This window comes from Flavivirga algicola (genome assembly GCF_012910715.1).
GTDB lineage: Bacteria > Bacteroidota > Bacteroidia > Flavobacteriales > Flavobacteriaceae > Flavivirga > Flavivirga algicola.
The window spans coordinates 437,867-462,499 of sequence record NZ_JABBHF010000004.1; the positions used below are offsets into that span (position 1 = coordinate 437,867).

Genomic DNA, 24,633 nt, shown 5'->3' on the forward strand with positions numbered 1-24,633 from the left:
GTTATATAAACTTCATTAGCACGATTGTTGATGAAGTTTTTTTGTATTATGAAATAGATTCAAACCATATTTTTTCAATTTCATGCAACCAAGGACAAATTATATTTGTCTTTATAGAAAATAATTAAATTTTTTTGATGAAAATAAAATTACTTTTTGCTCTTTACCTACTAAATGTATTTTTTGCAATAGCGCAAACCAAAGCCAGCGGTTATGTATTTGATGAGTTTAACGAACCTGTAGCGTTTGCAAACGTTATTTTTAAAGGGTCTACCATAGGAACCATAACAAATGAAAATGGGAGATTTTATTTAGAATCTGACGAAAATTGGGATGCATTAACAATTTCTTTTATTGGTTATGAACTTTTAAATGTGCCTTTAGATAAAAAGGTAAATTATAATTTGAAGTTTGTTTTAAAAGAAGAAAATGCAGAATTAGACCAAGTTGTTATAACGACAGGAAAACAATCAAAAAAGAATAACCCAGCAATTGACCTTCTTAGGAAAATTTGGGAGCATAAACGTAAAAATGGTTTGAACCTACACAAGCAGTACGAATATGATAAGTATGAGAAAGTAGAATTCGATATTAATACCATAGACAGTGCCCTTATAAAAAGTAAGCTTTTTAGGGGTATGGAGTTTGTTTTTAATGAAGTAGATACATCGCGAGTAACAGGTAAAACCTATTTGCCTATGTTTATTAACGAGGCCGTTTCCAGAGTTTATGGTGATAATATCCTTAATAAGCAAAAGGAAGTATTAGAAGGGAATAAAAACTCTGGGTTTAGTGATAACCAGGTGATCATTGATTTTGTTGATGATTTGTATTCCGATTATAATGTATATGATAATTACTTAAAGTTTTTTGACAAAAGTTTTGTAAGTCCACTATCTAAAACGGGAATTAATACCTACAATTATGTATTATCGGATAGTGCTTTTATAGATAATAAATGGTGCTATAACATTATATATTACCCAAGGCGTAAAAACGAGCTGACTTTTAAAGGCGATTTCTGGGTCGCCGATAGCACATATGCCATCAAGGAAATTAATCTGCAAGCATCGAAGAGTGCTAACATAAACTGGGTAAAAGAAATTTATATAGAACAGGAGTTTGAAGTATTAAACGATTCTTTATTCCTAGTAAAACGTGATTATATGATGTCTGATTTTGCTTTGAACAAAAAGGAAAAATCACGTGGCGTATATGGCAAGCGTACCACATTATACGATAACTACGAGTTTGATAAAGAATTGGATAAAAAATTCTATGACCAAGAAGTTTATAACTACGACAAAGATGTTTACGATAGAGATGATGCTTTTTGGGCAGAAAATCGCTTAGAGTCCTTAAATAAAGATGAAAAGGGAATTTATAAAATGCTAGATACTTTAAAAACAGTTAAAAAGTTTAAACAACTTTATAATCTAGGAAGTATTCTGGCATCGGGTTATATCGAATTTAATAGACTACCATTAGATTATGGTCCTATATTTTCAACCTTTGGATTTAACGATGTAGAAGGTTTGCGTTTACGGGCAGGGGGGCGTACCTATTTTGGAAGAAATGACCTTTGGCGATTAGAAGGGTTTATGGCTTATGGTTTTAGGGACGATAAATTTAAATACGGTATTTCCGGAAAATGGTTGTTGGATAAAAAGAACAGGCTTATTATATCTGGAGGAAATCGGCGTGATGTCGAGCAAATAGGAGCTAGTTTAACAACATCTACAGACGTTTTAGGGCGTAGTTTGGCATCTTCTTCTGTGGTTGGAACCAGTACGAATGACAAATTAACGTCTATAAACTTAACCAGTTTGGCGATTGAAGCAGAGCCCTGGCGTAATATTATTTTTAGATTAGGAGCCAATTATAGGACTTTAGAGTCGGCATCGCCCACTTTTAGCTTAGATTATAATACGTCTACTGGGGTGGAATCCATAATTAATCAGTTTGAAACTTCCTTATCTGTATCTGTTTTTCCAAAACGAAAAATGACTGGTTTTGGCGTGGAGCGTCGAGAAGCTAATGATGGTTTTGCTCGTATTTTTGCCCAAATAAGTCGGGGAGATAAGAGCATACTTGATAGTGATTTTGATTACACTAAATTACAATTATCTTATATACAACCATGGCAAGTTGGTGGTTTTGGTAGATTGACTACCACCATTGAGGCAGGGAAAACCTTTGGGGAAGTGCCGCTTGGGTTGCTAAGCGTGATACCAGGGAATCAATCTTATTTCTCGATCTACAATACCTTTTCTCAATTGGATTTTTATGAATTTGTATCCGATACATATACCTCACTGCATTTAGAACATAATTTTAACGGACGCTTGTTTTCAAGGATTCCGTTTTTAAGGAAATTCAACCTTCGTGAGATTGTTAGTATCCGTGGTGTATGGGGTGAGATTTCCGATGAGAATATCCTATTGAATACAACAGGGAACCCTAATGAAATTCCTTTAGTGGCTCCATCTGATAAAATGTATTATGAATACAGTTTAGGGGTTGGTAATATTTTTAAAGTCTTTAGGATAGATTTCAACTTTAGAGGGAATTATTTAGATGAAACTTTAAATCCAGATGCCAGAAAATTTGGTATTACAGGGACTTTTGGGTTTTATTTTTAGAAAAACCCAAAAGTACAGTCTATACGTTATTTTAAGATGTAAACCTACAGGTTAAAACTATTTTAAACTTACATGCAATTGTCTTATTATAAATGGTTTAGAATAGGTATGTTACTTTCGTTAAATATGGGTTTGTAATTTTTAAAAAGACTTTTAAATTTCTCATTATCAATAGAAATATCCAGGAATTCTAATGCATCGATCAAGAGACCGGTATCAATTACCTTAGATTTAAGAGTGTCTTCTAGTAGATATTTTATGTATGTGTTTTTTTGTTCTGGATTTAAAGGAGGAATTTCATAATTTTCTATGCCCCATTGGCCAGAAAGACTTCCAGATCGTGCTGCTAATAAAAGTAAGGTTTCATCGCAAATCTTCCATTTACCAAGCAAAATTTCTATAAAAAAGGTTTCGTAAACCTCATGGTTTAGATCAAGAGTTCTTAAAAGATCAATAAAATTTATGATATAACGCTTGTCTGCATTCGCCAAAGAAAACCCAGCACTTAAACCCATGGGTATTTCTTCGTTCATCCAAATTGGTTTAACACTATTTTTTTCAATGACTAGTTGAATGTATTCAGCTATTTTATTGAAATTATCTTTATTCTCAGTAGCTTTCAAATAAAAAGCAAGTTCACTGTATCCAGGTATATTGGGATGTATAGACGCCTCCAATGTTATTAAAGTATCATTTAGACTATTATGGAATTCTATTCCCGAATTGTCCCATGAATCCTTAGCTATCTCATTAAAGTTATGCATTAAGTGGTTTATGGTATTTAAGATGTCTTGATTGGATGATAGGTCTAGGCTAATTTCATTTTTCATTATATAAAAATATTTATTTTACTTTCTAATGTAATCGTTTTGAATCAGGTTGCTACAAAAAACACATGATTTTATTGTATTAGAGATACAGTTTTATTTGCACATTAATCATAATAGAAGTGATCTTGTTTCTTCTAATGTCACTAATCGTTTAATCCATTATCCTTATAGTCGTTATATGAAATCGAAATATCCCCACATTTTGTGTGAGACATGGAAACTTCTGAAACAACTTTATTATATTCAATTAATTTATTCCAAATTCCGTTTTCATTTTTATATAGAGCTGTAAACCCAGTTCCTTTACAACGGCTGTTCTTAAAAATTGAAACTTTCGCATATTTTCCGTCTTTAGAAAAAACAGGTCGTGAAAATTGAAAATAAACTTTTTCTTCTAGATTTTGTTCTTCATCAACCTTCCAAGCCTTAATAAGTTCGTTATAAAATTTCTTGTTGTCCCAAATCTTCTTTTTATTCCAAATCCATTTTTTCTTTACAATTAATGTATGGGGCTTTTTATTTTTAATTAAACGGTTGTATTCGCTATGGTCAATATTGTATTTTACAAATTGAACATTTTTATCTGTTGGTGGAGATGTTAGGTAAATGTACTGATCGTGAATGTATTCATTACGAACGTATTTTGCGTTTTTTAAGTTGTATTTTTTCCAATCGGTATTCTTTTTGTTTTGTTTATAAATTAGATCAAGTGGCAAGTCGTTATAAGACATTTTCAATTTTCTTATTTGATAATTTCGAAGCGAGTCATAAACTTTAGGCTGTTCTAAACTTTTGGGGACTAAAAAATAATTTTCGAAATTTTCTGGGACTTCTTTCATTGCTATTTGATTAATCAAGTTCTCAATTTCAGATTTCTGTCCGTAAATATTTAAAGAGATTAAATGTAAAATTATAATAATGAATCTTTGCATTGGGATTGTTCAATTTATTACTGACAACTCAAATAAGGATCAGTTTTTGATACTTTTTCATTTTTGTGTTGTAAGCTGTTTTTATTTTTCAAATATAGAGACAGCTATGTGTTTTTAAATCCCTGATTACAGTGAAAGACATACCCCTTATAACGGTGGAAATAAGATTGATACGGTTTGGTTTGTGAAGGTTTTTAACAAGGAAACCTGATGTGTCAAAAAGAGTTCTTTACCGTTTATTTTATTGTTATAACATATTTGTTGCCTTCAAGGGAATTATTTAATATTTCTTGAAACAAAATTAAATTCAAAAAACCTTAGGGTTCTAATATCAATAGTTTGTATTATTTTTACATCATCGTTTCTGCATAAGCAGGAGTTCATTATATATTATTTAAAAAAACACCATTGTGCTTTGTCTTAAGAGAAGATGAAATACGGATAATTAGACACTTTGATATCACCAGCAACTATAGATCAGGTCTTTGAAGCTACTCGTGTAGAGGAGGTTATTGGCGATTTTGTAAATCTTAAAAAGGCAGGAAGCAATTTTAAGGGTTTAAGTCCTTTTAGTGATGAGCGTTCACCGAGTTTTATGGTATCTCCTGTAAAACAGATTTGGAAAGATTTTTCAACAGGTAAAGGAGGGACGGCTGTATCGTTTTTAATGGAGCATGAGCATTTTACGTATCCTGAAGCCATTAAGTACCTGGCTAAGAAGTATAATATAGAAGTAGAGGAAACTGAACAGTCTAATGAGCAGAAAGAACGGGCAAACGAGCGGGAAAGTTTATATTTGGTTAGTGAGTTTGCCAATAGCTATTTTCAAAAAATACTCCATAAAACAGATCAGGGAAAATCGATTGGATTGAGTTATTTTAAAGAGCGCGGATTTACCCAGGAAACCATTGAAAAATTTGATTTAGGGTATTCGCTTGATGCGTGGCAAGCCTTTACAGACGAAGCTTTAAAACAAGGCTACAACATCGATTATTTACAAAAAACAGGACTTACTATTGTAAAGGAAGATAAACGTTTTGACCGATTTAAAGGACGTGTCATGTTTCCTATTAAAAGTATGAGTGGTCGTGTTTTAGGATTTGGAGGCAGAATATTGACCAATGATAAAAAGGCTGCTAAATATGTAAACTCACCAGAAAGTGATATTTACCATAAAAGTAATGTGTTGTATGGCATTTATCATGCAAAACAGGGTATTGCTAAAGAAGATAATTGCTATTTAGTTGAAGGCTATACAGATGTTATTCAATTTCATCAAACAGGAGTGAAAAATGTTGTGTCTTCATCTGGTACTGCTTTAACATCTGAGCAAATTCGACTTATAAATAGGCTAACAAAAAACATCACGGTACTTTTTGATGGAGATGCCGCAGGTATGCGTGCTTCTTTAAGAGGTATTGACCTCATATTGGAGCAAGGTATGAATGTGAAAGTTTGTACTTTTCCGGAAGGCGAAGATCCAGATAGTTTTGCTAAACAAAATACGCTTGAGGAACTTACAACGTATTTAAATAAAAATGCAAAGGATTTTATTCAATTTAAGGCAGCCGTTTTATATGAAGAATCGAAGGACGATCCTATAAAAAAAGCAGATACGGTTAGAGATATTGTGAATAGCATTTCTAAAATCCCAGATCGTATTAAAAAGGAAATTTATATTCAGGAATGTGCCAGAATCATGGACATAAGTGAAGAAGTTTTGTTTAGTACATTGGCTCAAATAAATAAAAAAGAATTTCAAGAAGAAAATAAACAATTCAAAAAAGATCAAAAAGCCTTTGAAGTGATCAAGCATCAGCAACCTGTAAAAAAAGTTGATGTGCAGTATGTTTTAGAACGCAAAATTATTGAGGTTCTGTTGCTTTATGGCAACAAAGTAGAAGACTTTGAAGATTTGGTTTTAAAGGAAAATGATAAAGGTGAACTGGTTTTAGAGCCAGTCATCCATCAAGCGAAGGTCTTCGAAAAAATATTTCTAGACCTTCAAGATGATGAAATGGAATTTTCTAATACCCAGTTTAAAACTTTGTATTATAGTATTATAGACGCACTAAATCAGAATCCTGATTTTGAACTAAAATCATTTATAAACACAATAGATAATCAAATGTCCAGCGAAATCACCTCTATTTTAATGGAAGATGAACGCTATACACTAGATGACTGGAAACGTATGAATATTTTTCCAAAAGAAAAAATACATAGTGTCGCACAGTTGGTTAGTGAAACGATTTTAAGCCTACGATGTTTTTTAATAGACCAAAAAGTGAAAGAATTTCAACAAGAAACATTACAAAATAAAAATAATGTCAATAGAAATGTTCTTGAAGAAGTCAAAGACTATTCTGGCTTAAAAATGCTACTCTCTAGAAAATTAAGTCGTGTGCTATAATAATTGTTCACTAAGTTTAGCTTGATTAACTAAGTCAACTAAGTTGGTTACTTTTAGTTTTCTCATTAATCTTGCCTTGTAAGTGCTAACTGTTTTCTCGTTAATATCGAGTTCTTTAGAGATTTCTTTGTTTTTTCTACCAACGGTTAACAGTTTTAAAACTTCGGCTTCTCTGGTTGAGAGTTTTTTGTAAAAAGTACCACTTTTATTAACTCTATTTCCAAATGCTAATTGCTGAGTTAATTCGTTACTTAAATGAATCCCTCCATCGTGTACCTTTAATATGGCCTCGTTAATAGTAATAACATTTACAGATTTGTTTAAGTACCCCGCTGCACCAGCTTTAATGGCGTTTATGGCATAAACTTCCTCAGGTTGGCCACTAAAAATAATGGTTTTAATGTCTGGGTAATCATTTTTTAAATAACGTAGTACTGTCAACCCATTTAGTTTGGGGAAATCAGCTTCAGTTAAAATAATGTCTACAGGGTTTTTTTTAATAAATTCTAAAATGGCTTCGCCATCATCTACACTTCCTACAATTTTAATGTTGGGTGAAGCTGAGAATAAAACTTCTAGACCCTTCCTCGTAATCGGGTGGTTGTCTGCTATCAATAATTTAATCATAATTTAAGCTTTTTATAATATTTAGTTAGAGATTGGTATTATAATTGAGAGAGTAAGCTTGCGGTAAATGTAGTGATTTTTTGAATAACCTACAAAATCCTACATTAAATTGTTGGGAATGTTGCAGATAGGTATAGGAATCATCTTATGTTTGTTAGCCGTATTAAAGCGTTTGTAGATTTTAAAAATTTCCAATTCTCTACCAGAAAAATCGCTGGTGTTTTTGCCTTCATCGTCCATTTTCATAGCCCATTCAAGCTCGGGATACGAAGCCCCTATTTGATCTTCGTCACTTCTGGTATCACCAAATAGCCCATCACTTGGTTCGGCTTGCATAATAGATTCTGGAACTTGTAGATAGGCACCTAATTTGTAGACTTGCGATTTTACCAAATCGGCAATTGGACTCAAATCGACACCACCATCGCCATATTTAGTATAAAAACCAACACCAAAATCCTCTACTTTATTACCTGTTCCAGCAACTAAAAGTTTATAAAGTCCAGCATAGTAGTAGAGTGTGGTCATGCGTAATCGTGCTCGTGTATTTGCTAAGGCCATATCTATTGTGGCTTGATCGCCATCAAAAAACACTTCGGTTTTAAATTCTTCAAAAACAGGTGTTAAATCGGTACGTGTATCACTTACATTATCAAATTGATTTCTTAGTTGAGTGATATGCTCTTGTGCCCTTGTTACATGACTTTCAGCTTGGTGAATAGGCATTTCTATACAGAGTACATTTAAACCCGTTTTTGCACATAAAGTTGAGGTTACTGCAGAGTCAATACCTCCAGAAATACCAACTACAAAACCATTAACACCAGCATTTGTAGCATAATCTTTTAACCAGTTAACAATATAGTCTACAACTTTTTCTGTTTGCATATTAAATGAATTTAAATCTAAGAATAGTACCTTTGCAAACAAAAATAAACGAATCACCTCAATTAATAAAAATTTATGTCGTTTAAGTTTTATATGAAGTATTTATTATTGTGCGTAATTATATTGTTGATTACTATTTCTTGTAAAGATGAGAATGGGTTAGAAGCCGAAATAGCTAAAATAGATACCGATATTAAGGTGGATCGTTTTGATTTGCTATTTTCCAAAATCACTCCAAAAAAATTACCGGAATTAAAGAAAGCATACCCTTTTATGCTTTCAGAAAAATACAAAGATTCATTTTGGATTGCCAAAATTAAAGATACTTTACAGGTGCAATTGTTCAAGGCTGTAGAAAGTAAATTTGATCATTTTGATGAAACGGAGTTGGAAATAGAATCGCTATTTAATCATTTAAAATACTATTTTCCTGAATTTAACCCACCAAGAATTATAACGACCACAAGCGATGTAGATTATAGAAATAGAGTTATTGTTACAGATACTATTGCTATACTGGCATTAGATGCCTATTTAGGGGGCGAGCATGAATTTTATGTCAACATTCCAAAGTATATAAGTGCGCATTTAATGAAAGAACGCATAGTGGTCGATCTAGCAGAGGAATATGCTAAAAGATACATATATCAAAGTCAAAACAAAACCTTGTTGGACGAAATGATATATTTTGGAAAGCAGCTTTATTTTAAAGATGCTGTGGTTCCTTTTAAAACGGATGCCGAACGTATTGGGTATTCGCAAGAACAATTGGACTGGGCTATTGCAAACGAAAGCTATATTTGGCGTCATTTTGTAGAGCACGAATTGTTGTTTAGTACAGATTCTAAATTGCTGGTTAGATTTATAAATCCTGCACCGTTTTCTAAGTTTTATCTAGAAGGCATCGATACGAATTCTCCAGGACGTTTAGGCCAGTATATAGGTTGGCAAATTGTAAGAGCTTACATGGCACAAAATGAAGTGGGCTTAAAAGATATGTTAATAACAAGTGCCGAAGATATTTTTAATAATTCAAAGTTTAAACCACGAAAATAATGTCTGATAAAATAACTTCTAAAATAGAATTAAATGTTGAACTTGATGCGAATAGAGTACCAGAGAAATTACATTGGACAGCGGAAGATGGTGGTATCACGAATGAGGAGGCAAAAGCAATGATGCTTGCCGTTTGGGATTCTAAAAAACAGGAAACACTTCGTATCGATTTATGGACCAAAGATATGCCAGTTGACGAAATGAAAGTGTTTTTTCATCAAACTTTAATGGCAATGAGCGATACGTTTCGCAGGGCAACTCAAGATGATAAGATGAGTGCTACCATGAAAGATTTCTGCGACTATTTTGCTGAAAAGCTGGAGTTGAAAAAAGGCTGATTATTTCTGCATGGTCTTACAAACTCTCATTAGTGGTTTTGTGTGTGATTTTTTTATGTGCTAACTAGCTATGTAATTTACACGACTTATACTTGTTCATGCATCTATGTCATCAAGAGTTAACGGTGTGGTCGAATATATTCCTAGAATAACATGCTCTTTTCGGAATACCAATTTTATTTCTGTTTTCGAGCTAGAGTGATACAATTCGGGTTTTGAATTAAGTAACCAAACCTCATTGTTAAGTTTTAAACCCTTCCAGTTTTCAATTGATATTTTTTTTGATGATGGTTCAAGGTGATTTATCCATGAATCGATGGAATCCTTATCTATTTTTAATGCAAGTTTAATATTGTAGTCTGAAGGCCCAGGAATTCTTCCTGTTCCATTATCCTGAAACCAAATATGATATTCAGCATCGACCAAACCCGAGGTCTTGATTAAATATTTTTTTAGTGTTTCTATTTTTTCAGCCCTAGAATTAATTTCATAGCTGTAAATGTTTGCTGTTTTATTATCTAATAAACAGGAAGCCATCAAGAAAATAGTTAAAATAGATATAGTTTTTAAAAATCTCATGTCTTTCAATATTTTCTGTATATTGGTTCATAACCATTTATTAAACCATTCATAATTTTTTTATCTGAGAAGCTATATTTCGATACGTGGTTTGGCTAGTAAAGGCTTTATCCCACTGGTTCACAACCAATCAACCTATAATGTTTTTGGCTTCTTGTCCAGCCTTCTTTTTCTCCTATTTTCACTTTTAGCAAATACATACCATTTTTCCAAACGTCTTGAAATAATGAATTTTCATAATCAATAAATATACTGTTATGGTGCTTTTGGTTTTTCAGGGTAGCATCAAGAAATGCAACCTTATCCAATACTATAGACATACCCTCTTTGATATCTAGTTTAATAAAAGTTGGTGTTTCCGAGTTTATATCTTCAATCAGCTCAATTGTTTTATTTTCTTTTGCAAATTTAAGACGATCATTTTTGCTAATCTTTAAGAATGCATACCTCCCCTTTTTTTCAATTTTAGAATGATTTAATTCAATTTTTAAAGATTTGGAAGTCTGTTTTATTTTTAAAGGTACATCAAACGTAAAATAGCCTGTCTGATGATTAAAATACGAGTCGTCTTTATGACATTGAAGATAGCCATCTATGTGATATGTTTTTGAGGGTTTAATCTCATCATTATTTAAACTTATTAATGCAAAAGTTTCACCGCCAGGAGCAGAGGGGTAATAGCCTAATTTTATTACTACCATTTTATTGTTTTGGGCATGATGGATGCATTCTACGTTTTCTATTTCTCTCCATTCTTCAAATCCAATATTATGAATGTCAACGGTTTCAAGCGAAGTCCATGATTTGTCTTGACAAATCTCATTCACATATTTACCATTTTTTTTGATTAAGATGCTTAAAGAGGAATAATTTGAATCATATGATGGGGCAATGTAGGTTTGCCGATCAATAATCTCAATAATATCTTTATTAAGGTGAATTTTTTTTAGCGATTTTTCTCTAATCTTTACAGAGTCAGGATATTTTTTTAAATTAATTTCAATTATAGAATCGGTTTTTACGTAATTGGTATCCTCTTCAATGTTAATTGCTTTTTCAATTTTTATAGAATCTGGGCGGTTTTTCAATGGGAGATTAAGAACAGAATCGATTTCCGACCTATTACTATCCTTTTCAATATTAGGAGCTTCGTTTTTATTGTCACCACTATTTTTACAACACGTTAAAAAGATGAAACTTATTAAGACTCCAATTATTTTTTTCATTTTTTAATCTATTTTACAAATGCTCTTTAATGCTTGTCAACAGTATTATAGTCAATGATTTTCAATCATTTAAGAACGTTTTTTTTAATCCTAAATAAATTTAATCATGAACTTTGTTTTTTCAGTTGTAATATGAACAACAGAAAAGGCAAATACCATAAATGTTAGCATTCTAAATTTAGCATTCAATTTTCGTCGCTAAAATTCAACATGTATAAGCATTAGCAAAGATAGATGTGTCTATTTGTATATATTACACTGTATTCAGTGAAATAGGATATTATTCATAATAAAGAAGGGTGACCAAGTAAGTTAATCGTGTAGCATTTAGTATATAAGGATCTGGAAAATTAAAGTAGGAATTTTTAAAACTAATATGTATAGTTGGTTTTGGTTATTAACTTTTATATTTTGCATTTGTGTATTGTTTTATTTAGGCGTGATTGTAAAGGAAGCTGTAAGTCCTACGCTAAAATTTCTTGGTAATTTTTCAACACCAAATATAGCTCTTGAATGTTGCCCCTTATCTCCTAAAACTTTCACAAATAAGTCCGATGCTCCATTTGCAACAATTGGCGAATCGTCCCAATTCTTTCCAGATTGAAAATATGCATCAATATGATTAAGTCCAATAATATTATCAAATCCAACTTTTTTATCTACCTGAGCCAAAACATTCAGGGCACATAATTCCATGGCTTTATAACCTTGTTCTGTACTCATTTCATTTCCTAATCTCCCTTGATATAGGAATTCTTCATTAAGGATTGGAAACTGAATGGCGATGTAGGCAATATTTCCTCGGATGTTCACCGAAACATAGTTTCCTCCTGGGGTAGATACGTTAGGAAGTTTAAGGTTTAGCCTCTTTAAGTTTTGAGTTATATTGATTTTCTTCATTTAAGCTTTTGTGTCTTTTTCTGTTGAGTAAAGATTGTTATTTATATTTTATATCTGTAATGTCCTATGATTTTAAAATCAAAAAGGCAATCTTCTAAGACTTGTCCGCTACCAATGTTGTGAACTATTAAATTCCGTTTTCCATCTTTAGATTTTTTATCAACTACAATTCCTATATGGGTTATGGCTCCGCCTAAATTCCAACAAACAACATCTCCAGGTAAATAATCTTTGGCTTTATTTGATATTGGTTTCTCTGCACCTTTACGCTTAAAAAATGTCATTAAATTCGGAACTCTACGATGGTCAATATTTTTATCGGTTGTTTTAAGTCCCCAGATTTTTGGATAAGCACTAAAGTTAGCTTTCATATCTTCGTGCACTTCTTTTTGTAGGTCAGTTCCTATTTTACGATAGGCACGAATTATAACATCTGTACAAACGCCTTTGTCGCTTGGAACATCTCCATTAGGGTAGTCAATCGAAAAATAACCTGGATCATAAGTTACTTTTTGCTTCGTTAAATCCAAAGCACACGCAGATAAGTCGATTTGTTCAACCTTAGTTTGGGAAAAACTAATATTGAAACTTAAAACTAATATTATAAGTAGTATTTTGTCCATATGTGTTTTAATGTGTTTGTGCATGGGTATAACGTGTTTTTGTAAGTTACATTGTTGGCAGGTAATCTACAAAAAATAAAGCAATACGATTTGAATATAAATCCAGTCGCTATCCATATAATCTTGAACCGTTTGATGTTCTTTCTGGACTTTATTTAATTATTAGAATACGGTTTTTTGCTGAATGAAGTATTTTGTCCAAATTGACTTATTCTTTTTTGTAATTTGCCCGTGTAAAACTTTCTATTTGAAAACCGACATGATATGACGGATGTATCGAAATATTTTGAGGCCACAAAAAAAAGTATTTTAACAGAATTGGCTTCCGAAGATTATGACGAAGTCGAAATTATAGTGAGATGTAGTACGGATAATAATAAAGGTCGAACAAAGATCAAAGCGAATAAGTATTTGATTGTAAACGGCGAAAAAAGCAAGGTTCTAAAAGCCATAAATCATAATGCGTATCGAGAATTGTTTGCAAGACATCATGGTCTTAAAGTATTACAATTTAAGGTTTCTGGAGAAAATATTGAAGCTTTTGGTAATTACCCTAGTTCTAGAGACAACTATGGGATGATAGAAGAATTTAATGACCCAGAAGCTTTCTTAGAACAACAAGCTAATATGTACCTTGATGCAGGTATCGACTATATTGCTACATTTTATCTAGATAGATTATCTAATTTTAATATTAATCCGTTTGGTGCTTATCAAAAAGGTAAACGATTGGAAGTGAGGCATGCTGGTTTGGACATGTTAGTTCGATCAAACCTTATGTTTTTGGCTGTTTTGCAGTGTGTAGTGCCCAAAATTGGATCTGAAAGCAAAGTAAAAGTTATCCTTAGAAAAGATAAGCCCATAGAAATAATATGTGTTGATATTAAAACTATAATCAATGATATTTTGGTCGATTACAATTTTTACTATGGGGAAAAATATGAAATAGATTGTAACGTTAGCTATAGAGAAGGGAGCTACAAACCTGTTAACTTAATTTTTAATGGTGAATTAACATTGAATGGAGAGAAAAAAGAACTCGAAAGATTTCCTAAGGAGGATTTAACCATATTATACAGCTCCCTGGAGCAAAAGGTTGATCAACTTCGGTTGACAATAAAAAATGGCAAGTTATCTATTGCATCAAATATCTCGTTTCCAGCATATAATATTGAGTTGTTACGAACAAATAACTATAACGTAGCTGCGGATAATTTACATAAGATCTGTGAATTTATTGAGTCTGGTAATGAAGAAAAAATGCTGGCAGCTGTAGAAGCAGCATGTCAACTAGAAACATCTAAAAATAGAATAGAGGCGCGTTACTTAAATTACATCAAAGCGCAATCTTTAAACAAAGGCGCAACATTATTTGATATCCGACCCGAAATGTTTGATAAGAATATCCAGAACATTTGTTCGGGTAGATTTGCAATATTACATGATGAATCCATTCATTTTGGAATGAAAAATGAAGAAGAAACAAAACAAATCATAGATTTTATAGGAGCAAATGTTGACCAAAATATTAATGTCTCTCAATTTATAAAGAGTATAGAAGGTGTTTTTTCGGCACATGATCACATAAATGAGTCCATGAAGAGTCTGGTTGCTACCCATCATATTTATAGGCAACAATTAGCACAGGGGTTTAAAGAGGAAGCAAAATTACATCCAAATGGCTGGTGGAGTGAAGCCTGTATAGCGTTATCTAATATTAAGATGAATACAATGACTATTGATAGTACAAGATTTTATCGAGAAGAGAAGTTGCCTTATTTGGTCGAATATATGTCTTTTCTACTTATTATTTTATCTGGCGAAAAAGTACATATTGATATTTACAATTCTCAAATGCATGAGCTCACCACACTATATTGGATGTTTCGCCCTGTACCAAGCATCACTTGGTTTCAAACTCGGCCTACCTATAGTAACTATAAATTCGCTCATGAATTATCTGTCAAGTATAGAATTAATAATGGAGATTTAGAGAAACTGGATATCTCCAAGTATCGTAATTAATGATTTTAAATCTTATTGGTTCGTTTGGTCGGTTGCTAGTACGTATAGCTTAAGTTCGGCTATTAATCAAAGATGTTAAAATTTAAAGATATTAGCCAGAAAGAATAAAAAGAGATGATTTTCGGAAGTAGGCGAGAACAAGCAATTACTTATAACTATTACGTTGTTTTTTCAGGCTCAGTTTTAAGTTCTTTTAGACTTTTTGTTATTAGTAGATTTTAATTGTGGCTAATGGTATCGTGTATGACTAGTAGCGGATTTCTACTCATTAACTTTTCAGTCTTGCACTGACCTTTGTTTTATGTTTATACTTTAGCTTTATCATTTAAACCGCTATTACTTATACACCGTGTTAATAATATTAATTTACCTTTATGAATTTTATGTTGTTAAGATTTGTGCCAGACAAAATAAATCCATTTACTTTTCCTTTTGAATTTAACTGGAAGTTTAATTCTCCTAAGGGATACTCAGCATAAAAACTATTTTTTGATAATGGATTCAAAGTAATCTCTCCATTTGTTAGATGTTTGGCTATCAGGTTGTCTTCGATTACTAAAAGTTCATAAAATGTATTAAATTCCTCATTTTTAAAGATGCCAACATACTTTTCTAACTCTTTTTTACTTAAAACAGGTGGATTAAATTCTACTTTTTCATAGTGATAGTTAAAGTCGGCTATCCTAAATTCGATAGAATTTGGATGAAAAGTTAGATAAGAAGTTGGAAGATAAAATCCAAATTTGTCATTGCTAATCAAAGGTAATGGGGTATTATCATCTCCAAAGTAAATATTCTTATCATCCGCTTTAATAGTCCAATATTGACCAGGTTGAGTTTTATAAACACCTTCAAATTCCTTTAGTTCTTTTGGGGAGTATGATACTTCTACAGGGTTTGGTTTTGCTAAGAAATCTTTTAAATATAGTTCTAATAAGTCCTTAATTATAAGTAATCCATCAAAACCTTCTTTGTTCCCCAAACTGACAATGGATAAGTTATGGTCTGGGACGTGTAAAATGTATGCACGATATCCTGCAGTTCCACCACCGTGAAAAACAGTTTTAAGTCCTTTGTATGTCTCGATAAAATAACCTAACCCATACCCCAAATCACCATCTTTAGATATAGAAACTGTCTTTGTTGTTAAATGATTAATTTGATTTGAACTCCCTACTTTTGGAATTTGAAAATTGACACTCCATTTTATGAAGTCATCTAATGTTGTATGGATGTTAGATGAACCACACTCCATTTGCCTATTCATATGTTCAGAATAGAAATCACCATTCTTTCTATATGCAATTGCCTTGTCATTTATAATAATATTAGGGGCATCAATTACTGAGGTTTGAGTCATATTGAGTGGTTCAAAAATCTTTTCCTTTAAAAGTATCGGAAATGGTTTTTCGTAAACACGCTTTAATATTTCGGCAAGAAGCATAAATCCCGAATTACCATATTGATATTGTGTGCCTGCTTTAAAATTTACTTGTTTTGCACCCAAGATTGTTTCTACTGCTTGCTCATTGCGAATTGGGGTAGCCAAGTCAAACCCCATCATTGCAGTCAAGTCGGAATAATTTGGCAATCCATGAGTATGATTGGCAAGTTGCTTAACTGTGATTTTATTTGGTATATTTTTTAATTCTGGTAGATACTCTCTAATGTCGTCGTTTAGCTTAAATTTTCCTTCTTGTTCTGCAATAAGAGCCAAAAGTGCTGTGAATTGTTTGGAAACAGAAGCAATATTAAATACTGTTGAACTGGTTATTGGAAGGCGATTTGAAAGGTCTGCCATTCCTTTTGAGTTTTTATAGATAACTTTTCCATCTTGAACAATCCCGATAGCCATTCCAGGCTCGTTAGGATTACAGTATGATTGAAAAATAGAATCTGTGACAAATGATTTATTTGAATGCGAATTCGTTTGAGAAAAAGTTGTATTAATTGATATGAGTACTGACAGTAAAAATACTTTGTTCATTTGTTTCTGTGATATTATAGCCATTGTTAGCACTAGAATTATTTTTCATTGATTATAGTAATTCCTAAGTCTTTAATTTGATTAACGTTCTCATTTGTGATAGGATTACCTATAATATAAATTTTATTAATATTAGATTTTTTAACCTTTTTTATAGGTAATACGGATATTTTATTATTTTCTAAATTCAGAGATTTCAGGTTTTTCATATTCCATACAAAATCGGGCAATTTGTTCAGGTAATTATCTCTAAAGCTAATACTGTCATAGGAATCAAGGTTAGTATAACTTAGCTTTCCTTTAATAATATCAACAGTTGTCCATTCAATCGGTGCTGAAGTTGTCCATCCGTCATCTATTTTCTTAGGTTCTATTACATATCTTAAAGCTATTTTATCTGTTTTTTGCGAATATTCAGGTGGTAATTGGGGTTTTATGTAATGTAAATACGATAAATATAAACCAGGGAATAAAAAGAAAGTAAAAGCTACAAATAGTACCCAAATTTGACTTCCTCGTTCACCTAACATGTCACGTATAAATCTCCCTATTGCTTTTCTTGGTTTTAATATCTTGAATAGGTTCCATTTTCTGTAAAAAATTCCTATGATCAATAGAAATAATCCAATACCTAATAAGAAATAAATAATTGTTTCTCTGTTCTTCATTTTTTATTTTATTGTTAATGACTTGTGTATGGAACGTAGCGCTCAAAAAGACACTAACATTTCGGATTAACACAGAGCCGAATTTTTATATTTTGTTTTTAATTTTTTTCACTTTAAAAGCCAAATTAAAAATTTGACGGTCTTCGAAAATAAGCATTTACCTTTTGTTTATTACTTATTAGCTATGTTTTATACATCAGGTTAGGTAATGTTGATTTTTTCTATATCAGATTCCGTTTTGATTTCTTTTCCGATTTCAGTAAAAGAGTATAGCATTGGATTGTCTGATACTATTTTTAGGATATTATTTTTAATCAGAAATTCAAGATATTTTCTAACTTCATTTCTTGATTTTTCGGTTGATTTCGAAATCTCAGATATTAAAAACCACATATTTTCAATTGGCTCTTTACAATCGTTAGATTGAAGCCAGAGCTCTTTGAAAAGTCTATTAAGTATTTTAATATCTAAGTTATCCAATGTTATTATAATTTAAACTTTGTTCCTTCTTCATACCCCATTGGTAATTTTGGGCTTTTAACTCCAAAAGGCCTTGAACCGTTGTGATTATAATAAAATTTTTCTTTATTATCAGAATATCTTCCAGCACAAAGTAAATTAAATGTCGTGCTTTCACGGCTTGATTTTAGAACATTTATATCAATCCAAATTGGAATTTTCCCTTTTCTATATAGTAAATCTACAACTTCGGAATCAATTAAATCAAGTTTCATTTTTCCGCAATCTTCTTCATAGATATCAAATTCTTCATAATTTGTGTCATTTGTAGATTCCGCGAATATTACATTATATTTAAAATTGGTTTTCAATTCCGTTTTCACATAGTTTTCCGCAAACTTTAAGGCTTGAAAGCTTGCTCCTTGTAAATGAAAAAGAAATTCGATTTTTGTCATTTCTCTAATATTACCTTACGGTCTCGGCTATGAGTAGTTGTGTGGATTAGCACTTAACTTTGCAAGTACACACCAAGCTGAAAATCCTCGCGGATTTTTCAGAAGTAGGTAAAAACAAGCAATTACTTATAGCAATGTTATGTATAGTTTAATATTCTTAAATCTCTCTGATAGATGAAACTATTATTTCAAATTCATCTTTACATTTTTCACAACCTTTAGGAATATTAGCTTTAATTAAATATGCATTCTTATTAAGAATCTTGTCTAAAGTTATAATTTCTACATCCTTTTTTACTTCAGAATTGCTAATACTAAAGCTTACATGAATGTCGTAATTTTCATTTTCTTTAAAATTATACAAACTGTTGAGATTATTTTCTGCACATTTGGAGTCTTTATTCTTAAAAATTTTATCATGAGCTTTTTTAAAGTCAGAACTTTGAATTTTCAAACTTGTTTTTAAATTTTTATTTTCAATAAAAACATATTTACTTGTATTCGAATTTTTAATATTCCAATTTTCGTCCAATTCTACTGATATATTGAGTTTGTCAATATCAGTTTTTTTTGTTTTTTGACTGAAACAAAATAGAGGTAGTCCTATTATACACAGGCCGATAATTGTTTTTAAGTTTCTCATTATTTAAATATTTAGTTGTTTATATTGTTTTGAATTTACTTAATTTTCATTTTTTACTGGCATTAGTTTCAGAGTTCAATTGTAATGGAAAGAAATTTAAAGTTTTCTCTCTTGAATTTCTGTTCACGAACTTTCCTAATTACACACGACGGTCAATATAAGAAACGTAGGGCAGCTAATAAGTGATACATTTCGGATTGGTACTAAGCCAAATATAAATATTTTGCTTTTATTATTTTTCGTAAACGCTAAATTTTATATTTGGCGAATTTGTAAAGAAACACGGAATTTCAAATTAAACCTAACCGCCCTATGTTTTTTATAAATTGTTACATACCGTTTTCTTTCCAATCAGTTTTTAAATATTTCAAAGCTTCTTGTAAAGCTTTTTTCGAATGTTTAGGATTGTAGTCTAATTCTTCTTGTGATTTACTTATGTCATAATTCTGTTTTAATCCATAGAACATATCCAGGTAATGTCTCTGTAATAGAGGTTCTTTTCCTGTTAGTTTACTACTAAATTCCATTAAACCTGCAACAGAGTATAATAAGCATTTAGGTACTTTTTTAGGCATTTTTAGTTTTAATTCAGGATATAAATCGGATGCTATTTTTACAGTTTCTTGTAAGGTTGTATGTTTTTCGGTAGAGAGAATATACCGTTCTCCATTTCTTCCTTTTAACATTGCGTTATAAGTTCCTAAAGCTACATCTTTGACGTCTACCCAGTTTAAAGTAACATTGGTATCTACTGGTATTTCTCCATTTAAAACCTGTAAAACAAGATTATTAGAATAACTTAACTTAAAGGCTTTAGAGCCAATCATAGCTGAAGGTAAAACTAAGACAGTTCTAATGCCATATTTTTTCCCCAATTCAAGTGCTAGTTTGTCAGAATCATTTTTAGAATTGTAATACCAATTCCTTCTGTCTTTATTGTATCCGTTGTCTACATTAGCTGGTAATTTTGTAAAATCTAAACTTGCTACAGAACTTACATAAACTATATTCTTAACTCCACATTCTTTTGCGATATCAAAAACGTTTTGAGTTCCTTGCATATTGTTATCATAAATTTCAGTTTTAGGATTCTTAGCCCACATACTAAAATTTGCAGCTACGGCATATACGTTTTTAACTCCTTGAAATGCTTTTTTTAGTGATTTTCTATCGGTAATATCTGCTTGTACTACTTCACAGTTTAATTCCTCAAATGGCTTTGTGTTGTTTATATTTCTAACAGTTGTTCTTACTTTTTGATTTTCAGAAAGTAATAATCTAATTAAGTTGTTTCCTAAATGTCCGTTGCCACCTGTTACTAATGAAATTTCGTTGCTCATAATTTTAAAATTTTGTTTGAGCAAATTTCTATTCCTTTTAGAAGGTTAGAAATAACATTTGTTAGAAAGCAATTTGTTTTCGAATACGACTCAAAGATTGTGGTTCCATTCCTAAAAATGAGGCGATATTGTCAATAGATACATTCAAAGCTAATTTTGGATATTGATTTACGAATTTTATATAACGCTCTTTTGCTGTTAAAATTTGAAAATCTTTAACACGTTCTAGTTTGCAATTCAAATGTTCATTAGTTACTTCTTTGACAAATATTGCCCAGAACTTCGTTTCTTTTTGTAAAATATCAAAATCAGGTTTTGATATTTTTATGAGATCACAATCTGTGATAGTTTCATAATAATCTATGGATGGGGTTTCTGTCATAAAGCTATCTAAAGATGTGAAAAAATCTTGTTCAGCTATAAGATGCTGTACCACAATCTTTCCGTCAACATTTTGATATCCTTTTACAATTCCAGTATCTAAAAAATAAATATATCGCTCAACTTTTCCTGCTTCTAAAAGATTAGTTTGAGCTGGAACTTGTTCTGAAACGAAATGACTTTTGATTAATTCAATTTCGCTTTGCGTTAAAATAATTTTTGATTGTATGTAATTAATTAGATTTTCCATTGTTGTGTTGTTCGTTAAGATACATAGTTTACACAAGTTAAAGCTTATGTGTTTACACTAAATTAGTTTCTAACCTTGTAGATTGTTGTTTGCCAATCCAATAACCCAAAAATGTTCTCTGTTTTGGTCAATTTTGTTTTCTTGAAGTAGGACTTTATGCATAATTTCGTATATGTCATCGGAATTCAAGATTTTAATTTTTTTCTCTTCTGTAAGTTTTATGTCCATAGCGTAAATGTAAGACTTTTTTTAAAAATTGAAGATGTGTTTTTTCAGTCAGAGCCTAAATGCTATTAGTCACAGAATTTTATTCAAGTTAAACTATTATTACCATTAAATTCCAAAATATATGGAAGATAATTGATGGCCCAATGGATTTAGATTTAAAATAAAGAATTCCAGAGATTATTCCTCCAAATATTGTCAAATAAAATAAATGCCAATCTTGTTTTGATGATTCCAATATCAAATTCATATAAGGTGAATGAATTGAAGCGAACAATAGAGAAGACAATAAAATCGAAACTATCGTATTCGTTTTTTTCTGTAAATTATTCTGGACATATTCTCTAAAAAACAATTCTTCTCCCATAGGAATCATTAGGATAGCAGAAATCATATTTATATTCTTGAGTTTTGGCAAGCCATCGAATCTGTAAGCAATATGGTATTCAGTTCCGAATAATAAGTTGTAAATCCATTTTAAAGGTGTTTGTATAAATACAAATGAAATTCCCAATATAAGAGCAAATAAATACCATTTCCGATGAGTTTTTTTAATCAGATTTTTGAAAGTCTGTTTTCTTATAAAATAAATAAAAATCAAGACTCCGATTAATTGTAAAGTTCCTTGAATTAAGAGATAATATTTGTAATAGCTCTCAAATCCAATTGTTTCTGCTATCAGAGACCAAGAACCGATAAGTTCAATTCCAATGAGATAGAGTAGAGTAGCCAAAAGGGCTTTAGGAATGCTTATCAATTCGTTATTCAATATCCTTGGCTTTTTTCAGCTTGTGCCTAACGGTTTTGTATATGAAAAGTAGCAGATTTTTACCCACTATTTTTCAGTTAAAAACAAAGATAGCTGAAAAGAACCAAACTTTAGGTTTAGCTCTTAACTGCTATTTTTTATATACGTTGTTGTGTGCCGTACTTTTATATCTATTCCAAATTTCTTCTTACGATTTCTTCTCCAACCGCTCCGAAATATTCAGATATGATTTTTTGCCATAAAACCATTCCGTTTTCTGAATTTGAAAAAAGCACTAAACCTTGTTTAGAATTGTTTAAAATCAGTACAATAGTTTTTGTTCCATAATCTCCACCAGTATGCATAAATGCCGTCTCATTATTCGGCAAGTTAGATAGCATTTGCATTCCCAAACTCCAATCAATTCCGTTTTTCTCGTGTGCTTGAGCTTTTAAAAATTCGCTATATATTTTTTCTGATAAACCAGCTCCATTTAAAATATATACCAAAAATTTAGAGTAATCTTCTGCTGTCGTAAGTAAATTGGCTGAAGCATTTGCATCAGTATATTTTGTATAGTTTATTGGTTCTCCGTTTTCATCGTGTTCAACTGCATATTGTTTTTCGTCAATCTTATCCGTCCAATAATAATAGGTGTTATTCATTCCAAGTGGATTAAATAATTTTTCTTTTGCAATGTCTTCAAATGGACGTTTAAATTTCTTTTCAATCGCTTTACGCAAGTATTCAAAGCCTTCTCCAGAATATTGCCATCTTGTACCTGGTTCAAATTGAAAAGATAACTTCTTGTCGTCTGTTAAATACCTCCAGTTTGGAAAACCTGATTGATGAGATAGAAGATGTCTTGTAGTTAGTTTGTCTAAATATTTACTATGTTTTATATCTTCATCTATGTAATATTTTGAAACTGGTTCATCCAAACTCCAATTGCCTTCGTCAATAAGTTTTAGCACAACAAATGCAGTAATTGGTTTGGTTAATGAAGCAACTTTATAGATACTGTTATTAGAAATTGGTTGACCTGACTTTTTATTTCCAAATGTTCGTATTTGTTGAATGCTACCATTTTTAATCAATCCTATTGAAATGGATGGGATTTTGTGTTTTTTTAGTAATTTCTCTATGTCTTTATCATTATCAAACAGTCTGTATGCGTAATCTGCATTGAATTTTGGGCCATAGTCTTTTGCAGGTGGTTTATGTTCATAGCTCACAATTCGCTTAACTTGCCATTGCCCGTTTTCCAAAACCCAAGTGTGAATGAATTTTCCTTGTTCAGTTGCATAAAGGTTTCTGTTTGGTTCTTTAATGTAAAAAATATGTTCGCCTGTTTGTATTGCTCCATATATTTCTCCATTATTTTTTAAAGGAAAAACTTTTAGTGTTTCATTAACTAATTTTCTAATTGGTTTGAAATTGGGATTAGAACAAATACTATTAGTAAACGAATTGTAAAATTGTTCTAAATTTTGAGTTCCATTCTGGTCGTGAAAGAATTCTAAATCCTTATGAAGTACTTTTTTTAAAGCAGAATAATCACACTTGTTAAACCCTTGATTAAAAATTAGGCTATCCGCTTTTTTCAGCTCAATAAATAAATTTGAATTTTTCGAGACTTGTGCAATACTGTTTTTAATCGTTAGAATTAAAAGGATTGCAAAAATTAGTTTGTGAGATTTCATTTTAAGTTTTGATTGATGTTTGAAATTACAAATCTCTTGACATCAAATAAGAAAGCAGCAAAAATTTACCCGACAATTAGGTGACAATCATCTGACATTTGTTATAAAAAACTGAAATTCAGTTTGATATGCAGTCTTTGATTTTTGTCCAATTCAATAGTGTTTCTAATGATTATGTATAGATTCATAATAACCGAAACGACTAATAGAATTAATGTTATTTGTTTAGTTACTCCAAACCATCTACTAATAAAAGGACTTGAAAGGATACATACTAATGCAATAATTGTGTAGAATATTTGAACTGAAACAATTTGTTTTGTTATTTCATTCACTTGATTTTTATGTTTCATAATAAACCAAGGGAGTAGAATATTAATTGGTGGAAGGATTACACCAAAAATAGAAGAAAGATTAATGTGTTTAGTAAGTTGATAATTTATAATTTCTGCTTTTGGTTCGGATTTGTTTTCTTTCAAATCATCTTCTGAAATTCCAAGAGCCTCTGTCAAAACTTTTAAAGTATGTCCTCTGGGTTCAGTTCCTTTTTCAATCCGTTGAATAGTTCTGGTTGAAACTCTTGCTTTTTCTGCCAATTCCTCTTGAGTCAGATTTAGTTTTTCTCGATATTTTAAAAGTTTATTCAATCTCTAAAAGCGTTTTTTCGTATGGTACACAACGGTCTCGGCTATGAG

24 protein-coding genes are annotated in these 24,633 nt (G+C 31.2%); 5 read left to right on the forward strand and 19 right to left on the reverse strand.

The features are described from left to right. Positions 1-137: 137 nt before the first annotated feature. Positions 138-2,642 (forward strand): DUF5686 family protein, encoded by a 2,505-nt coding sequence (locus HHX25_RS09295; RefSeq protein WP_169672442.1) that lies wholly within the window; start codon positions 138-140, stop codon positions 2,640-2,642. An 86-nt stretch (positions 2,643-2,728) separates the two neighbouring features. On the opposite strand, the gene HHX25_RS09300 is transcribed toward HHX25_RS09295, so the two are convergent. Both HHX25_RS09300 and HHX25_RS09305 read right to left on the reverse strand, forming a co-directional pair. Then, positions 2,729-3,472 carry a hypothetical protein gene (locus HHX25_RS09300; RefSeq protein WP_169672444.1) on the reverse strand — a complete coding sequence of 248 codons (744 nt, stop codon included), beginning with the start codon at positions 3,470-3,472 and terminating at the stop codon, positions 2,729-2,731. Between the two features lie 143 nt (positions 3,473-3,615). After that, positions 3,616-4,404, reverse strand: coding sequence for a hypothetical protein (locus HHX25_RS09305; protein WP_169672445.1), 789 nt, complete (start codon positions 4,402-4,404; stop codon positions 3,616-3,618). A gap of 454 nt (positions 4,405-4,858) precedes the next feature. Here HHX25_RS09305 and dnaG point away from each other — a divergent pair, with 454 nt between their 5' ends. Further along, positions 4,859-6,817, forward strand: coding sequence for a DNA primase (gene dnaG, locus HHX25_RS09310; RefSeq protein WP_169672447.1), 1,959 nt, complete (start codon positions 4,859-4,861; stop codon positions 6,815-6,817). On the opposite strand, the gene HHX25_RS09315 is transcribed toward dnaG, so the two are convergent. Both HHX25_RS09315 and nadE read right to left on the reverse strand, forming a co-directional pair. Then, positions 6,812-7,444 (reverse strand): response regulator, encoded by a 633-nt coding sequence (locus HHX25_RS09315; RefSeq protein ID WP_169672449.1) that lies wholly within the window; start codon positions 7,442-7,444, stop codon positions 6,812-6,814. The two genes, dnaG and HHX25_RS09315, sit on opposite strands and share 6 nt — an antisense overlap. A gap of 99 nt (positions 7,445-7,543) precedes the next feature. Then, complete coding sequence (gene nadE / locus HHX25_RS09320; RefSeq protein ID WP_169672451.1) at positions 7,544-8,332, reverse strand: NAD(+) synthase; 789 nt, start codon at positions 8,330-8,332, stop codon at positions 7,544-7,546. Positions 8,333-8,425: 93 nt separating this feature from the next. Here nadE and gldB point away from each other — a divergent pair, with 93 nt between their 5' ends. Next, positions 8,426-9,388, forward strand: a complete 963-nt coding sequence (gene gldB / locus HHX25_RS09325) for a gliding motility lipoprotein GldB (protein ID WP_169672453.1) — start codon at positions 8,426-8,428, stop codon at positions 9,386-9,388. Beyond that, positions 9,388-9,726, forward strand: coding sequence for a gliding motility protein GldC (gldC, locus tag HHX25_RS09330; RefSeq protein ID WP_169672455.1), 339 nt, complete (start codon positions 9,388-9,390; stop codon positions 9,724-9,726). Before gldB ends, gldC begins: the two co-directional genes overlap by 1 nt. 96 nt (positions 9,727-9,822) lie before the next feature. Here the strand turns inward: gldC and HHX25_RS09335 are convergent, their stop codons facing one another. The 4 genes from HHX25_RS09335 to HHX25_RS09350 all read right to left on the reverse strand — a co-directional run bounded on the left by HHX25_RS09335 (position 9,823) and on the right by HHX25_RS09350 (position 13,054). Beyond that, on the reverse strand, positions 9,823-10,305 hold the full coding sequence (locus HHX25_RS09335) for a hypothetical protein (RefSeq protein WP_169672457.1): 483 nt from the start codon (positions 10,303-10,305) through the stop codon (positions 9,823-9,825). Positions 10,306-10,412: 107 nt separating this feature from the next. Further along, positions 10,413-11,531 (reverse strand): hypothetical protein, encoded by a 1,119-nt coding sequence (locus tag HHX25_RS09340; protein WP_169672459.1) that lies wholly within the window; start codon positions 11,529-11,531, stop codon positions 10,413-10,415. Positions 11,532-11,960: 429 nt separating this feature from the next. After that, a complete protein-coding gene (locus HHX25_RS09345; RefSeq protein WP_205958022.1) occupies positions 11,961-12,431 on the reverse strand; it encodes a RidA family protein in 471 nt (156 codons plus the stop codon). Positions 12,432-12,472: 41 nt separating this feature from the next. After that, positions 12,473-13,054, reverse strand: coding sequence for a DUF1287 domain-containing protein (locus HHX25_RS09350; protein WP_169672511.1), 582 nt, complete (start codon positions 13,052-13,054; stop codon positions 12,473-12,475). Between the two features lie 264 nt (positions 13,055-13,318). Between HHX25_RS09350 and HHX25_RS09355 the strand changes: the two genes are divergently transcribed. After that, on the forward strand, positions 13,319-15,079 hold the full coding sequence (locus tag HHX25_RS09355) for a hypothetical protein (RefSeq protein WP_169672461.1): 1,761 nt from the start codon (positions 13,319-13,321) through the stop codon (positions 15,077-15,079). A 361-nt stretch (positions 15,080-15,440) separates the two neighbouring features. On the opposite strand, the gene HHX25_RS09360 is transcribed toward HHX25_RS09355, so the two are convergent. The 11 genes from HHX25_RS09360 to HHX25_RS09410 all read right to left on the reverse strand — a co-directional run bounded on the left by HHX25_RS09360 (position 15,441) and on the right by HHX25_RS09410 (position 24,585). Further along, positions 15,441-17,090 carry a serine hydrolase domain-containing protein gene (locus tag HHX25_RS09360; RefSeq protein WP_169672463.1) on the reverse strand — a complete coding sequence of 550 codons (1,650 nt, stop codon included), beginning with the start codon at positions 17,088-17,090 and terminating at the stop codon, positions 15,441-15,443. Between the two features lie 14 nt (positions 17,091-17,104). After that, on the reverse strand, positions 17,105-17,734 hold the full coding sequence (locus tag HHX25_RS09365) for a hypothetical protein (protein WP_169672465.1): 630 nt from the start codon (positions 17,732-17,734) through the stop codon (positions 17,105-17,107). 201 nt (positions 17,735-17,935) lie between these two features. Further along, complete coding sequence (locus HHX25_RS09370) at positions 17,936-18,214, reverse strand: PX domain-containing protein (RefSeq protein WP_169672467.1); 279 nt, start codon at positions 18,212-18,214, stop codon at positions 17,936-17,938. A gap of 5 nt (positions 18,215-18,219) precedes the next feature. Then, positions 18,220-18,648, reverse strand: coding sequence for a hypothetical protein (locus tag HHX25_RS09375; protein WP_169672469.1), 429 nt, complete (start codon positions 18,646-18,648; stop codon positions 18,220-18,222). 157 nt (positions 18,649-18,805) lie between these two features. Next, positions 18,806-19,291 (reverse strand): hypothetical protein, encoded by a 486-nt coding sequence (locus HHX25_RS09380; protein ID WP_169672471.1) that lies wholly within the window; start codon positions 19,289-19,291, stop codon positions 18,806-18,808. A 329-nt stretch (positions 19,292-19,620) separates the two neighbouring features. Beyond that, the gene (locus tag HHX25_RS09385) at positions 19,621-20,631 is read right to left on the reverse strand and encodes an NAD-dependent epimerase/dehydratase family protein (protein WP_205958023.1); all 1,011 of its coding nucleotides are present in this window, start codon (positions 20,629-20,631) and stop codon (positions 19,621-19,623) included. A gap of 61 nt (positions 20,632-20,692) precedes the next feature. Then, positions 20,693-21,262 (reverse strand): Crp/Fnr family transcriptional regulator, encoded by a 570-nt coding sequence (locus HHX25_RS09390; protein ID WP_169672472.1) that lies wholly within the window; start codon positions 21,260-21,262, stop codon positions 20,693-20,695. A 69-nt stretch (positions 21,263-21,331) separates the two neighbouring features. Then, entirely contained in the window at positions 21,332-21,490 is a 159-nt protein-coding gene (locus HHX25_RS09395) for a hypothetical protein (protein ID WP_205958024.1), read from the reverse strand. Between the two features lie 88 nt (positions 21,491-21,578). After that, positions 21,579-22,256, reverse strand: a complete 678-nt coding sequence (locus HHX25_RS09400) for a CPBP family intramembrane glutamic endopeptidase (RefSeq protein ID WP_169672474.1) — start codon at positions 22,254-22,256, stop codon at positions 21,579-21,581. 170 nt (positions 22,257-22,426) lie between these two features. Then, entirely contained in the window at positions 22,427-23,938 is a 1,512-nt protein-coding gene (locus HHX25_RS09405) for a serine hydrolase (protein ID WP_169672476.1), read from the reverse strand. A gap of 101 nt (positions 23,939-24,039) precedes the next feature. After that, on the reverse strand, positions 24,040-24,585 hold the full coding sequence (locus HHX25_RS09410; protein WP_169672478.1) for a helix-turn-helix domain-containing protein: 546 nt from the start codon (positions 24,583-24,585) through the stop codon (positions 24,040-24,042). Between the last annotated feature and the right edge of the window lie 48 nt (positions 24,586-24,633).

What these genes read in the sequence shown, in the direction of transcription:
- HHX25_RS09375 (WP_169672469.1), bottom strand. Translation starts at nt 18,648, where the DNA reads ATGACAAAAATCGAATTTCTTTTTCATTTACAAGGAGCAAGCTTTCAA.
- HHX25_RS09315 (WP_169672449.1), bottom strand. Translation starts at nt 7,444, where the DNA reads ATGATTAAATTATTGATAGCAGACAACCACCCGATTACGAGGAAGGGT.
- HHX25_RS09355 (WP_169672461.1), top strand. Translation starts at nt 13,319, where the DNA reads ATGACGGATGTATCGAAATATTTTGAGGCCACAAAAAAAAGTATTTTA.
- HHX25_RS09300 (WP_169672444.1), bottom strand. Translation starts at nt 3,472, where the DNA reads ATGAAAAATGAAATTAGCCTAGACCTATCATCCAATCAAGACATCTTA.
- HHX25_RS09365 (WP_169672465.1), bottom strand. Translation starts at nt 17,734, where the DNA reads ATGAAGAACAGAGAAACAATTATTTATTTCTTATTAGGTATTGGATTA.
- HHX25_RS09345 (WP_205958022.1), bottom strand. Translation starts at nt 12,431, where the DNA reads ATGAAGAAAATCAATATAACTCAAAACTTAAAGAGGCTAAACCTTAAA.
- nadE (WP_169672451.1), bottom strand. Translation starts at nt 8,332, where the DNA reads ATGCAAACAGAAAAAGTTGTAGACTATATTGTTAACTGGTTAAAAGAT.
- HHX25_RS09385 (WP_205958023.1), bottom strand. Translation starts at nt 20,631, where the DNA reads ATGAGCAACGAAATTTCATTAGTAACAGGTGGCAACGGACATTTAGGA.
- HHX25_RS09350 (WP_169672511.1), bottom strand. Translation starts at nt 13,054, where the DNA reads ATGGACAAAATACTACTTATAATATTAGTTTTAAGTTTCAATATTAGT.
- HHX25_RS09335 (WP_169672457.1), bottom strand. Translation starts at nt 10,305, where the DNA reads ATGAGATTTTTAAAAACTATATCTATTTTAACTATTTTCTTGATGGCT.
- HHX25_RS09340 (WP_169672459.1), bottom strand. Translation starts at nt 11,531, where the DNA reads ATGAAAAAAATAATTGGAGTCTTAATAAGTTTCATCTTTTTAACGTGT.
- HHX25_RS09405 (WP_169672476.1), bottom strand. Translation starts at nt 23,938, where the DNA reads ATGAAATCTCACAAACTAATTTTTGCAATCCTTTTAATTCTAACGATT.
- gldB (WP_169672453.1), top strand. Translation starts at nt 8,426, where the DNA reads ATGAAGTATTTATTATTGTGCGTAATTATATTGTTGATTACTATTTCT.
- HHX25_RS09390 (WP_169672472.1), bottom strand. Translation starts at nt 21,262, where the DNA reads ATGGAAAATCTAATTAATTACATACAATCAAAAATTATTTTAACGCAA.
- gldC (WP_169672455.1), top strand. Translation starts at nt 9,388, where the DNA reads ATGTCTGATAAAATAACTTCTAAAATAGAATTAAATGTTGAACTTGAT.
- HHX25_RS09305 (WP_169672445.1), bottom strand. Translation starts at nt 4,404, where the DNA reads ATGCAAAGATTCATTATTATAATTTTACATTTAATCTCTTTAAATATT.
- HHX25_RS09295 (WP_169672442.1), top strand. Translation starts at nt 138, where the DNA reads ATGAAAATAAAATTACTTTTTGCTCTTTACCTACTAAATGTATTTTTT.
- HHX25_RS09395 (WP_205958024.1), bottom strand. Translation starts at nt 21,490, where the DNA reads ATGGACATAAAACTTACAGAAGAGAAAAAAATTAAAATCTTGAATTCC.
- HHX25_RS09380 (WP_169672471.1), bottom strand. Translation starts at nt 19,291, where the DNA reads ATGAGAAACTTAAAAACAATTATCGGCCTGTGTATAATAGGACTACCT.
- HHX25_RS09360 (WP_169672463.1), bottom strand. Translation starts at nt 17,090, where the DNA reads ATGGCTATAATATCACAGAAACAAATGAACAAAGTATTTTTACTGTCA.